This window comes from Nonlabens sp. MIC269 (assembly GCF_001430865.1).
GTDB classification, from domain to species: domain Bacteria; phylum Bacteroidota; class Bacteroidia; order Flavobacteriales; family Flavobacteriaceae; genus Nonlabens; species Nonlabens tegetincola.
The window spans coordinates 1,091,638-1,104,993 of sequence record NZ_CP011373.1; the positions used below are offsets into that span (position 1 = coordinate 1,091,638).

The 13,356-nt window shown below is 35.1% G+C and carries 13 protein-coding genes; 5 read left to right on the forward strand and 8 right to left on the reverse strand.

Annotated elements, in window-relative coordinates; translation table 11 throughout:
- Window positions 1–112: 112 nt before the first annotated feature.
- Window positions 113–1,612 (reverse strand): cell wall metabolism sensor histidine kinase WalK, encoded by a 1,500-nt coding sequence (locus tag AAT17_RS05150; protein WP_060523171.1) that lies wholly within the window; start codon window positions 1,610–1,612, stop codon window positions 113–115.
- Window positions 1,612–2,313, reverse strand: coding sequence for a response regulator transcription factor (locus tag AAT17_RS05155; protein WP_060523172.1), 702 nt, complete (start codon window positions 2,311–2,313; stop codon window positions 1,612–1,614). Before AAT17_RS05155 ends, AAT17_RS05150 begins: the two co-directional genes overlap by 1 nt.
- Before the next feature lie 123 nt (window positions 2,314–2,436).
- Here AAT17_RS05155 and AAT17_RS05160 point away from each other — a divergent pair, with 123 nt between their 5' ends.
- Window positions 2,437–3,333, forward strand: a complete 897-nt coding sequence (locus AAT17_RS05160; RefSeq protein ID WP_060523173.1) for an anti-sigma factor — start codon at window positions 2,437–2,439, stop codon at window positions 3,331–3,333.
- A gap of 83 nt (window positions 3,334–3,416) precedes the next feature.
- Here the strand turns inward: AAT17_RS05160 and AAT17_RS05165 are convergent, their stop codons facing one another.
- The 3 genes from AAT17_RS05165 to AAT17_RS05175 form a co-directional block, all read right to left on the reverse strand.
- Window positions 3,417–4,313 (reverse strand): hypothetical protein, encoded by an 897-nt coding sequence (locus AAT17_RS05165; protein WP_157539234.1) that lies wholly within the window; start codon window positions 4,311–4,313, stop codon window positions 3,417–3,419.
- 48 nt (window positions 4,314–4,361) lie between these two features.
- Window positions 4,362–5,312, reverse strand: a complete 951-nt coding sequence (locus tag AAT17_RS05170) for an aspartyl protease family protein (RefSeq protein WP_042275851.1) — start codon at window positions 5,310–5,312, stop codon at window positions 4,362–4,364.
- Window positions 5,313–5,429: 117 nt separating this feature from the next.
- Window positions 5,430–6,713, reverse strand: coding sequence for a multidrug effflux MFS transporter (locus tag AAT17_RS05175; RefSeq protein WP_060523175.1), 1,284 nt, complete (start codon window positions 6,711–6,713; stop codon window positions 5,430–5,432).
- 108 nt (window positions 6,714–6,821) lie between these two features.
- Here AAT17_RS05175 and AAT17_RS05180 point away from each other — a divergent pair, with 108 nt between their 5' ends.
- The 4 genes from AAT17_RS05180 to AAT17_RS05195 are packed head-to-tail and all read left to right on the forward strand — an operon-like array spanning window position 6,822 to window position 10,608.
- Window positions 6,822–7,520, forward strand: coding sequence for a hypothetical protein (locus AAT17_RS05180; RefSeq protein WP_060523176.1), 699 nt, complete (start codon window positions 6,822–6,824; stop codon window positions 7,518–7,520).
- Entirely contained in the window at window positions 7,513–8,775 is a 1,263-nt protein-coding gene (gene kynU / locus AAT17_RS05185; RefSeq protein WP_060523177.1) for a kynureninase, read from the forward strand. The genes AAT17_RS05180 and kynU overlap by 8 nt, the downstream gene beginning before the upstream one ends.
- Before the next feature lie 19 nt (window positions 8,776–8,794).
- Entirely contained in the window at window positions 8,795–10,192 is a 1,398-nt protein-coding gene (locus AAT17_RS05190) for an NAD(P)/FAD-dependent oxidoreductase (RefSeq protein ID WP_042275860.1), read from the forward strand.
- A gap of 2 nt (window positions 10,193–10,194) precedes the next feature.
- Window positions 10,195–10,608, forward strand: a complete 414-nt coding sequence (locus AAT17_RS05195; RefSeq protein ID WP_060523178.1) for a RidA family protein — start codon at window positions 10,195–10,197, stop codon at window positions 10,606–10,608.
- Window positions 10,609–10,686: 78 nt separating this feature from the next.
- Here AAT17_RS05195 and nqrF read toward each other — a convergent pair whose 3' ends face one another.
- The 3 genes from nqrF to AAT17_RS05210 are packed head-to-tail and all read right to left on the reverse strand — an operon-like array spanning window position 10,687 to window position 13,333.
- A complete protein-coding gene (gene nqrF / locus AAT17_RS05200; RefSeq protein ID WP_172792944.1) occupies window positions 10,687–11,985 on the reverse strand; it encodes an NADH:ubiquinone reductase (Na(+)-transporting) subunit F in 1,299 nt (432 codons plus the stop codon).
- Window positions 11,986–12,002: 17 nt separating this feature from the next.
- Window positions 12,003–12,617, reverse strand: coding sequence for an NADH:ubiquinone reductase (Na(+)-transporting) subunit E (gene nqrE / locus AAT17_RS05205; protein ID WP_042275862.1), 615 nt, complete (start codon window positions 12,615–12,617; stop codon window positions 12,003–12,005).
- A gap of 20 nt (window positions 12,618–12,637) precedes the next feature.
- Window positions 12,638–13,333, reverse strand: a complete 696-nt coding sequence (locus tag AAT17_RS05210; protein WP_042275864.1) for an NADH:ubiquinone reductase (Na(+)-transporting) subunit D — start codon at window positions 13,331–13,333, stop codon at window positions 12,638–12,640.
- Between the last annotated feature and the right edge of the window lie 23 nt (window positions 13,334–13,356).

Consider the following 13,356-nt stretch of genomic DNA (forward strand, 5'->3'; position numbering starts at 1 on the left):
TTGAAAAAAATTACAACCCATCCTTAAACACCTTCAAATCATTTATTTACAAAATAAAAAAATCTAAACTTTTGTATTACCGTAAACAAACTGTTTAAAGCGTTCTTATAATTTAATTCATTTGAAGATGAAATGTAAACTTTGTGCCTTTACCAATCTTACTTTCGACCCTAATAATTGAATCATGTAGTTCAAGAATTTTTTTAACGATCGACAATCCTATACCTGCACCCGTGAATCTATTTTGAGAATCATTTTGCGTAAATCGATCGAATATCATCAATTGATCACTTTCTTTAATTCCTATACCAGAATCGCCAACAGAAATTTTTATTTTATTTTCTGACTTAGATTTATCCAAATCTAAGGTAATTACCCCACCGGCCTTTGTAAATTTAAAAGCATTGTCTATTAGATTCTGTAAAACCCGTTCAATTAATCCGATATCAGCGTACACTAGAATATTTTCCTTTTTTTCAATATTAAATATTAAGTTAATATTTTCCGTTTTGGATTTTAATTGGTACTTAGATACTAAATCTAGACATAAATCGGTAATTGAAAACTTTACTTTTTCTGGTTTAACCTGTTTAGCCTCTAATTTAGAATACTCAAATAATTGTTCCACTAATCTAGAAAGCTTATCACTATTAGAGTTGACAATTTCTAAATATTTCTGTTTCTCCCCTTCTGAAAGCAAATGTTTCTTTTCTAATAATGTTTCTGAATAACCTTTTAATATTGCTAATGGTGTTCTTAGATCATGTGACACATTCGCTATAAGCTGCCTTCTTAATGAATCAACTTTTTTAACTCCCTCAATATTCTGACAAATAGTGTCAGCCATTGTGTTGAATGTATTTGCCAAAACACTGATATCAGATTTATCTGCGTTTTCTATTCTCGCATTAAAATCCCCTTCCTTAAATCGTTGGACTACAGAGGTAATTTTTCTTAAGTTTTTAGTCAAAAACCAAATAGAAACAAAACCTACCAATAAAGTGAAGAAAGTTGTCAAACCTATAGCACCCAATCCAAAACTTTTTATGTATTTCTGAAAAATATTGTTGCTTGCCAATTGATATGCCTCTCCTGATAGTATAATATATATGTAACCATCTTTGAGTTGGTTAGTTAATCTGGCTGCTGAGAAAATTTTTCTTTCTCCCATAGCTCTAGGGTCATCCCCTAAACAATAATTTTTACCGTTAGTATTTACAAAATTTTCAATCGGAGCAACATCAACATACCTAGATGGTTCTCCAGGACTATGATCGAGTACCACAGAATACAATACTTCACCATCTAGACCCAGCAAGTAAACTTCAATACTTCTATTCACTGCCATCATATCGTGCATTAAACTCCCAAAGACCTCCTTATTAACAGAACCATCCTGATTAAAAGCGGAAGTTGTGGCAAACTTTTCTTCTATTAAATGCTGTGCTAACGGAGCGTGAATCTCTTGTTGCGTAGCTTGATGATGTTGATTTGAGTAATAATTAGTAATCACAATAAAACAAAATGCCATTCCTATGATTAACCCTGAAAGTGCTATCCATAGTTTAAATACTAATCGTGGAGTTAATGTAGATTGTTTACCAGCCGTCATTACACTTCTTCATTAAATCTATATCCTATTCCCCAAGTGGTCAATACATATAATGGATTTGACATATCCGGTTCAATTTTGGCTCTCAATCTATTGACATGACTATTTACTGTATGTTCGTAACCAGAAAAGTTATATCCCCAAACAACATCCAGTAACTCTGATCGACTGTAAGACCTACCTGGATGACTTGCTAATAAAATTAAGAGATCAAATTCCTTAGGCGATAATTCCACTTTATGCCCATTTAAGGTTACACGTCTCATTTCGACATTTATAATTAAATCACCAAAAACCATTTCATTACTTGAGGCATTTTCTGTTTTCTTATTACTTATATCAGTTCTTCTCATAACAGCTTTTGCTCTAGCCTTCAATTCTCTTACTGAAAATGGCTTGGTTATATAATCATCTGCACCAATTTCCAAACCTAGGACTTTATCAATCTCCTCGGATTTTGCAGTCACCATTATTATAGGAGTGTTTTTAGTTTTTCTCAATTCCTTGCAAACTTCTATCCCGCTTAGTTCAGGTATTGACAAATCCAATAGGATTAAATCATAGTCGAACTCTATTGCCTTTTTCAAGCCAAGCCTACCATTATCTGCGACATGCACATTCGCATTTAGATCCTTCATGTGAATAGTAAGAAGATCTATAATCTCTATATCATCTTCTACGATAAGAATTGTATACTCCATAATTCAAATTAAACTTATCCTTATCACAAAAGAATCACATAAAAAATATGAAAGTTGAATTTTACGTGACAGGATTGAGATAACATTATCATTAGTTTGTAGAGTAAAATTAAACTTTTAATCATGAATAAAAACTTCTCATATCTTATCCTGGGCTTACTCTCGATAGTAGGCTGTTCAAATGACGATGATTCAAATTCTGAACTTCAAACAAAAACATTAACCATTAATCTTCAAGGATTAGAAGATTTAGGAAACGATTTTAAATATGAAGGCTGGGTTATGGTAGATGGTACTCCCATAAGTACAGGTACATTTGATGTTGATGCTAATGGAGACTTGAGCCAAAACGAATTCGAAATCGATTCAAATGATTTGGACGCTGCAACTGCCTTTATCCTTACCATCGAGCCTGATCCAGATCCAAGTCCCGATCCTGCTGATAGTAAATATATAGCTGGCGCATTCACTGGGACAACAGCGCTTGTGGACACTAACTTTGGACCGGCTCCTGGAGATTTTACTAATGCTAGTGGTTCATTCTTCCTGAGAACTCCTACCGATGAGACAATGGGAAACAATGGTAATGACGAAAGCGGTGTATGGTTCGGTCTACCTGGAATGCCTCCAACTGCCGACTTTACATTACCCGTTTTACCAGATGGATGGATTTATGAAGGTTGGGTAGTAGGCGACGCCGGTCCTATATCAACAGGAACCTTTACCGATTTTGATACTAGAGATTCAGGCAACCCGTTCTCAGGAACTCAAAACAATGCAGGTCCACCAGTTCCAGGAGAAGACTTTTTTAACAATTTACCAATGGGTGAGTCTTTACCATTTAGCGTAATTGGAAGGAATGTTGTAATTACTGTAGAACCTGTTCCAGACAACAGCCCTGCTCCATTCACTCTAAAACCTCTTGCGGCAATTGCCAATTCTATGACAGCACCCAATGCACAAAACTTTAATAACAATGTTGCTGCAACATTTCCTACTGGGAGCGTTGTACGTGAATAATTAATTATTGGTTGGTTAGTGAGAAAACGTCTTTCAACATCTCCGTTGAAAGGCGTTTTTGATGTTATATAAGAAGAAGAGTTTTACTTAATAAGAATTACAGAGTTAACATGATCATGTTTATCATATTGAACACTGTTATTCATTGGATCAACTATCCAAATATCATCCACTATAAACTTATAATGATGAACGCCTCGTGTTAATGGGATTTCTATTTCCCAAAACCCATTAATCAAATTCATTTGAAGCTTGTTATTTTGCCAGTCTGTAAAATCACCTGCTAAATACACATTTTTAAAATCAACGTTTTTCAATCTAAATTTTTGTAATTTCCTTTTAGTTATTACACTATTAAATTCATTGTATTCATTGGGCTTCTTCTTAGGGTTATGAGGATCTCTCATCCACTGGCCATCTACAATATACCGGTACTCATGCGTTCCTATTGGTAGATCTAAGGTAAGTTCCCAGTAACCGTCTTTACATTCCAACTCAAATTCATTTTCATCCCAATTATTAAATGTACCTGTTACAATTACCCGTTGAGCGTTTGAATAACCGTGTAAGTAAAATGTATGATTTCCATCTTCAGACTCCTTGACCTCATTCAATTTTAAATTATAAACACTTACAAAAATATCATCTAAGGTAAGCTGCTCACGATTAGGTGCAATGGTAGGTGGTTCAACCCAAAACTTATCATTAATTACGAATTTAAATGAAGCTCCACTATCGGTATTTAAATATTTAATCTTTTTCCTCAATTCATAAACACCGTTTTTTATATTCTTGAGTTTCCAGTCGTTCTTAGCCCATTTATTAAAGGTTCCAGCTACAGCTACTTTTTTTATGTTTATATCAGAAAGATCAAGTTTAACTTGTGTATCATTAATAGTAACCATCGAATAGTCCCGTACATCAAATTTAAATACGATATCCTCACCATCAATTCTATAACCATAATCATCTTGTCCCATAATCATGAGACTGACAAAAAAAATTAAAAAGGTGATAAATAGTTTCATTTATTCAGGCCACTTTGTAAAAAACAATTTCTTTTTACGATAATTAATTAAAACTCTACGATTTCTTAAAAACCAAAATCCTAAAACACCATCCACTTGAGTCCCATATGCATTTGCTGCATAGGTCATAGTTGATAATACAGTTGGCATTTCTTCATTCTGTACAGCATTAGTAAACTTTAGATTTTTGAAAACTCCAGCAATCACTTCTTTCTTACCACCATCCATTCCCATTAACTCCAATCTTTTGAGGGGTTGAAAATTTTTATAAACTAATGAATCTAATTTGTTGCTTAATTGATTTATTTCTGCTCCGGTATCCAAAACAAAGGTAACATCTATCTCATTAATATTGGAATCTAGAATAATCGAGTGCTTGCGCCGTTTAAAACTTAAGGTGTCTACTATTTGTTCGGTTAAATATTTCTCATCAATACGATTGCCTTTTCTATCGATCTTAAAAAAGGTAATCTGTTCCAAATAAAAGTCAATATATAGTTCAAATCGTCTAAATGTATCGTATCCTATTATACCATTAATAGCGGTATGTTTTTCTTTTTCAATATGGCTTAAATCTACTACATCTGCATTTTTGGAATTAATTTTAAATCCATCAATATTAAAACTGTATACCGCAATTCCCTGTACATTGGGAATTTCTCGTTCAATAGAATACGTTGTCCTACCTGTCGTAGCTATTTTATTATAAATTCGTTTATTAAGTACCAGTCCATAGGATCCTGTATCAATAATGAAAGGACCCGACTCTCCATTAACCTTTGCTTGTACAGTTATCAATCTTCCAGCAAATTTAAATGGCATGCGCAAGGTGTTATCACTTAGTTTCGTTGCCTCTGGGAATGAAATTTCTTCAACAATTAAATCATTGGAATATGCTTTACAAACACACATCCATGTTGTCATGAACAACAACCACGGTATTATTTTCATAGCTAGTCTTTTGGTACTTTAAAGACTAGAGCTGTTATCGATTGTTACATTTTTATATCATATTCCTAGAATTTATGCTAGGGATTAGTTTAATAGTACGCTTTCGCGAAAGCGTACTTAAGAATAATTATCTTCTCGTTTGATTGCTTTGTAAGGATGTTTGAGGTAGTTTTTGGCAAATTGATAACCTCGAGCATATTTAATTCTAAAAATCTCGACAGCTAGGTGACCAAAAACAGCACAACCCAACAGTAATAATGCAAGAGGCAAAAGAGCATCATTGACAAATTTAGACACATACCAACTAGCCAGTGAACCGTAAATCATACTAACGGCTCCTACAAATGCGCTTGCACTACCAGCCTTTGCAGTAAATGGCTGAAGAGCCAGAGCAGTTGCGTTGGGGTTTTGAAATCCGATAGCCGTCATCATTAAAAATAAAGATGGATATACAACCCAAAACTCCGGTGTCATAGTCGCCAAATGTATTGTCAATACACCCGTAAAAACAATGAGTAAAACACTCACCACATACGTTATCTCAAAAGTCGTGTATCGTTTTAAAAATAAACGATTTATTTGACTACCTGCAATTAGACCTGCAGCATTGCTACTAAAGGCTAATGCAAATTCAGTCTTTGACATTTCAAAAAACTCCATAAAAATAAAAGGAGCTGCAGCCACATACCCAAGTAGAGCTCCTATGATAAATCCACGTGTGGTGCTGAAGAGAAAAAAGGCTTTATTCTTATAAATAGACCAATATTCTTTAAGCACCGGAACCGGTTTTAAACTAGTCGCACGATTAGGAGTTACACTATCTGGGAGAAAAAAGATAATATTAAACAACATAAGTGTTGCAAAACCTGCTAGACCATAAAAAATTATTTGCCAGTGAAAATGAGTCACTACCCATCCACCTATTCCAGGGGCAATCACAGGTGCTATACCCATGATTAACATTAAATTAGACAGCACGCTAGCGACTTCCTCCTCATCAAATAAATCTCTTACTATCGCTTTACTAGCTACCATACCTGCACATGCACCTAGTGCTGTAAAAAATCTCAATGTTGCGAGAGCTATCACGTCATAGGCAAAAGCACTAGCTAGACTTGTACCTATATACAACACTAGTCCAACAATGAGAGGTTTACGCCTACCAAAACGATCCATCAATGGCCCGTAGGCGAGCTGCCCTAGGCCTATACCTATAAAGTAGGTAGTTAAGGTAAGACTTATAGCATTAACATCTACCTTAAAGTCTCCTGCTATTTGTTTAAAAGCAGGTAAATAAGCATCTATAGAAAAAGGTCCAATAGCGATTAAACTACCTAACACCAGTATAATACCCAGTCTTCTACCTGAAGATAATTGCCCTTTATAAACTCTCTTTGCCATAAAGTACAAAAGTACTTTTTTGACATAGCTTAATCTTGGTAATTAATAAAGCTTTACCATTTCATAAACTATCGTTCTTTGTATTTTTAGACAATCAAAACAGATACTATGAGAATTGTATTTATTGCTCTTGTAGCAAGTCTTTTATTTAGCTGTAAAAATAATAACAGCAACGTGGATGAAACATTGAAGACTAACAGTGAAGAAACCAGCTTAACTCCTGCACAGCAAATCGCACAGTCTACCGGATTATCAGTTTGGGATGATGTTGAAGAAATACAATTCACATTCAATGTAAATCGATTTGGAGAAAAGATAATGGATAGAAATTGGACATGGAATGTTAAATCTGGTCTCATCAAATTAAAATCCAAACAAAAGGAAGTCGTTTACTATAGAAATAAAAAAATGGACAGTACAGCCCTAAACGCTGATCAAGCCTTTATCAATGATGTGTATTGGCTATTACCACAATTCAAATTAGTTTGGGATAAAGGAACGACCTTATCAACTCCTATAATTAAACAAGCTCCTATATCAAAGGATAGCCTAAACATGATCACCATTTTATATGATAATCAAGTAGGTTACACACCAGGTGACGCCTATGACCTGTATTATGACCAAAATAATACTGTAAGAGAGTGGACCTATAGAAAAGAAAATGATAGTTTACCAACCATGCAAACTACTTTTGAAGACTATCAAAGTTATGAGGGATTAAACATCGCCACAAACCATATCACTTTAGATGGCAATACAAATATTTATTTTTCAGATATTAAGGTAATCAAATCAAATGAATAAAGATACCAGCCTAGCCTACGCACTAGAACTAGATCAACAAGATGAATTATCTCGCTTTCGCGAAAGCTTTCACATACCTAAACACACCGATGGCACAAACAGCATATATTTTTGTGGAAATTCTCTAGGGTTACAACCTAAAGCCACAAAAGATCAGTTAAATCAAGAACTTGAAGATTGGGCAAATCTAGGAGTTGAAGGTCATTTTCATGCCAAAAATCCATGGATGCCTTATCATGAGTTTTTAACTAAGAATATGGCAACTATTGTGGGTGCTCATCCACATGAAGTAGTAATAATGAATACACTTACCACAAATTTACATTTGATGATGGTGAGCTTTTATCGACCTACGCCAAAACGTTTTAAAATAATTATTGAGGCCGATGCTTTTCCCAGTGATCGATATGCTGTGGCATCACAAGCAAGCTTTCATGGATACGATCCTAACCTAGCTATAATTGAATGGAAACCTAGAAAGGGAGAGCATACTCCTCATCTAGAAGATTTAAAAGATTTACTAGAGACAAATAAAGATGAAATCGCTCTTGTAATGGTAGGTGCGGTAAACTACTACACTGGACAGTTTTTTAATTTAAAGGAAATTACTCAATTAGGACATCAACATGGAGCATTAGTAGGTTTTGACTGTGCACATGGAGCCGGTAATGTTGATTTACGACTTCACGATTCTGGTGCCGATTTTGCTGTTTGGTGTACTTACAAATATTTAAATAGTGGACCAGGAAGTTTAGGAGGTTGCTTTGTACATGAAAGACATGCTCAAAATAATGAACTGCCCAGATTTACTGGATGGTGGGGACACAATAAAGAAACTAGATTCAAAATGCGTGATGATTTTGAACCCATCTATGGCGCCGAAGGCTGGCAACTTTCAAATCCTCCAATATTAAGTATGGCTGCGGTAAAGGCGAGCTTAGAATTATTCAATGAAGCAGGTTTTCATAATCTGAGAAATAAGTCAATTCAACTTACCAATTACCTAGAGTTCTTGTTAACACAAATCAATTCAGATAGAATAAGCATTATAACACCTACACAATCCAATCAAAGAGGTTGTCAATTATCACTAGCTGTTAAGAATGCAGATAAATCACTATTTGAGTCTATAAGTGCTCGCGGTGTGATAGCTGACTGGAGAGAACCCGACGTAATACGTATAGCACCTGTTCCCTTATATAATAACTATGAGGATTGCTGGAAATTTGTAAATATTCTTAAAGAAGAAATGTAAAAACAGTAGGCATAAGCTTATGGAAATAAACAATAAAGATACAAAAATATTAATCTCTGGGGCTGGTCTATGTGGCTCACTATTAGGGTTACGTCTAGCACAAAGAGGATACAAGGTTGACATTTTAGAAAAACGACCAGACATGAGGTCTCAACAAGTAGATGGTGGTAGATCTATAAATCTTGCTCTTTCTGATCGCGGCCTCAAAGGTTTAAAACTTGTAGGTCTTGAGGAAAAAGTAAAGGATTTATGTATTCCTATGCACGGCAGGTTAATACATAACATAGATGGTAGCACATTTACTTCAAATTACAGTGGTCGAGAAGGTGAGTACATAAATTCGATATCTCGTGAAGAACTAAATAAATTATTATTGGATGAAGCAGATAAATATGACGATGTGCAAATTGATTTCAATGATGAAGTTTTACATGTAGATTTAGAGAACACTACTATTACATATCATGATAGCGAGTCAAACGAAGAAAAAACATGGAAGGCTGATTTAATTTTTGGTGCTGATGGTGCTGGGAGCGCCGTTCGTAAGGCTATGGTCAGACAAAGAGATTTCTTGTTTTCTCATAGTATTGAATGGTTGCCACATGGTTATAAAGAATTAAGTATTCCTCCTGCAGAAGACGGAAGTTGGCGCATAGAAAAAAATGCCTTACACATTTGGCCTAGAGGTGGTTTCATGCTTATTGCGTTACCTAATTTAGATGGAAGTTTTACACTTACTTTATTCCTAGATTATAAAAGTAAAGAAGGTCCTTCGTTTGAAGATTTAAAAAATGATCGCAGTGTTATTGAGTTTTTCAATACCTATTTTAGTGATGTTGTTCCACACATACCAGATCTAGTCGAGCAATTTAACAATAATCCTACTCCACCGTTAGGTACTATTAAATGTAATCCGTGGGATGCTTACGGTAAGAGCCTTTTAATTGGTGATGCTGCACATGCCATCGTACCATTCTATGGACAAGGTATGAATGCCAGTTTTGAGGATGTAGTTGATTTTGATTTGACACTAGACCGCAATAAATATTGGAGCAAAGCATTCAGTGATTTCGCAGAAACAAGAAAACCTAATACCGACGCGATAGCAGATCTTGCTCTTGATAATTTTATTGAAATGCGTGATAGTGTAGCAAACAGTGACTTTAAGAAAAAACGTCAAATTGAAATGCTATTGGAGTCTCATTTTGCCAAAGAAGAATATCAATCCAAATATTCACTAGTTACATTTCCAGTAGAAGGCATCTCATACCGAGAAGCCATGCTTCAAGGAAGAGCGCAAGACAGAGCTATTTTATACTTATTAAAAGAAAATATAATCAGTCCAGAGGATCATGAAAACGATTTATTATTTGAAATATCTCGTAAGACTAAAGATATTCTCTGGTTTAGAAATTAATTATGGGAGTAATAGAAGGAAAAGCAAAACCACGTGGTAAATATCCACACGTAAAGAGAGTTGGCGACTTTTTATACGTTTCAGGAACGAGCAGTAGACGATCAGACAACACGTTTGCAGGTGTTGAAGTAGATGAAATGGGAACCACAAATCTCGATATTAAAGAGCAAACCAAAGCAGTTCTAGAAAACATCGATAGCATCTTAAAGACTCAAGGAGCTAGTTTGAAGAACGTAGTTGATATAACAACGTTTCTCGTTAACATGAACGACTTTGGTGGTTATAACGAGACTTATGCTCAATATTTTGATTATTCTGGCCCTACTCGAACCACAGTAGCCGTGCATCAATTACCGCATCCGCACTTGTTAATAGAAATTAAAGCAGTTGCTTACTTACCTGTACAACCAGAGTAATTAAATTCCATATTCGTATTTTAATGTAATAAAAAACCCAGCTTTAAAAGCTGGGTTTTTTAATATAAAGGAGAAGTATTAACCTCCAAAATCGTCAAATCGGATATTTTCATCAGGTATTCCAAAATCCTCACCCATTTTTTGAACCGCTTGATTCATCAATGGAGGACCACAGAAATATAGCTCAATATCCTCTGGTGCTTCATGCTTAGATAAATATTGATCAATTACCACTTGGTGTATGAAACCTTGGAAACCATCACCTTCACTATGGATATCATCTTTAAGCTTCCAATTATCTTCCTCCAATGGTTCACTTAAAGCCATAAAGAACTTAAAGTTTGGAAATTCTCTTTCTAACTCACGGAAATGCTCGATATAAAACAATTCACGCTTTGAACGACCACCATACCAATAAGTTACTGTACGACCAGTTTTCAAGGTTTTGAATAAGTGGTACAAGTGAGATCTCATAGGTGCCATTCCTGCTCCACCACCCACGTAAAGCATTTCTGCATCACTGTGATTAATAAAGAACTCTCCATAAGGTCCTGATATCACTACCTTATTACCTGGTTTCTGATTAAAAATGTAAGAACTAGCTACACCAGGGTTTACATCCATCCAACCATTTTTAGCTCGATCCCATGGCGGCGTAGCAATACGTACGTTAAGCATTACTTCTCTACCTTCAGCAGGGAAAGAAGCCATCGAGTAAGCACGTTCTACAGTTTCAGGGTTTTTCATTACTAATGGCCATAAATTAAATTTATCCCATTCTGCCTGAAATTTGTCTGGTGTGTCATGCTCCTCTGGGTGAGCAGTGATATCCATATCCTCAAAACGAACTTCACATTTAGGAACCTCGATTTGAATGTATCCACCAGCTTCATAATCCATATCTTCAGGAAGACGTACTACGAACTCTTTAATAAAAGAAGCTACATTGTAATTACGCACAACCTCTGCCTCCCATTTTTTAATTCCAAATACCTCTTCAGGAATTTCGATTTTCATGTCTTGTTTAACCTTAACTTGACAACCTAATCTCCATCCATTTGCAATCTCTTTACGAGTAAAATGTGGTACCTCAGTTGGTAGGATAGCACCACCACCTTCAGTAACAATACATTTACACTGGACACAAGTTCCACCACCACCACAAGCTGATGGTAAGAACAATTTATTATTACCCAAAGTACCTAATAAAGTTCCTCCAGAATCAGTAGTGATATCTTTTTCACCGTTTACATTAATGGTCACAGGACCAGACGGTAAAAGCTTTGATTTTGCTCCTAAAAGCAAAGATACTAGCAACAGAATAAGTGTTAAGAAAATAACAACTGCTGCAATTAATGTAATCATATTAGAATCCATAATAGCTGTTTCTAAAATTATATTTCAATTCCCATAAAACTCATAAACCCTAAAGCCATAAGTCCTGTTATTATAAATGTAATACCTAGTCCTCTAAGCGGTGCAGGTACATTTGAGTAAGCAATTTTCTCACGAATGGCAGAAATCGCTAGAATCGCAAGGAAAAATCCTACCCCAGATCCTAAACCGTATACAGCAGACTCAGTTATACCACTGAAGTCTTTTTGTTGCATAAATAAAGAACCTCCCAAAATCGCACAGTTTACCGCAATAAGAGGTAAAAATATACCTAGAGCACCATACAAAGCTGGAGCAAATCGTTCCACAACCATTTCAACTAATTGTACCATACTTGCGATAACCGCAATAAACATGATAAAACTTAAAAAGCTTAAATCAACATCTGCATAACTAGCATCTAACCAAGTTAAAGCACCAGGCTTTAGTAGGTAAGTATCTAGTAAAAAGTTGATAGGAACTGTAATTCCAAGTACAAATACAACTGCGGCACCTAGACCAACAGCAGTCTTAACCGACTTAGATACCGCTAGATAAGAACACATACCTAAGAAATAGGCAAAAACCATGTTTTCTATGAAAACGCTTCTTACAAAAAGATTAATTAAATCCATGATATATACTATTTCTTAGTTTAGTTTTCTTCTATTAATGCTCTGTTTCTACTTCTTTGCACCCATATAATGATTCCTACCGTTATAAGTGCCATAGGCGACAATAACATCAAACCATTATTGGAATATCCAAATTCATAGAAAGAATCTGGGATCACTTGATAACCAAAAAGTTTCCCAGCACCTAATAACTCTCTGAAAAATGCTACCAGTATAAGTATGAAAGCATATCCTGCTGCATTTCCTATACCATCAAGAAATGATTTATAAACACCATTACCTAATGCAAATGCTTCAAGACGACCCATTACAATACAATTGGTAATAATTAAACCTACGAATACCGATAATTCCTTTGAAACATCATAAGCATAGGCTCTTAATACTTGATCTACAAGAATTACAAGTGCAGCAACCACAACAAGTTGAACGATAATACGTATTCTTGAAGGAATAGAATTTCTAAGTAATGAGATAATCATGTTACTGAAAGCCATTACGGCCATTACAGCAAGACTCATTACAATGGCAGGCTTCAATTGAACTGTAATTGCAAGTGCACTACAAATACCTAATACCTGTACGGTAATAGGGTTGTTATCTGTAAGAGGATCAGAAAGAAGTTTACGATTTTTCTTTCCCAACAATCCTTCTCTTTCATCCGTATCAGATAGAAAAAGGATTAGTTCTTCTTTTTTGTTTAGTTCTTTTGACATAAAATTTGTTTTTATCTCGCTTT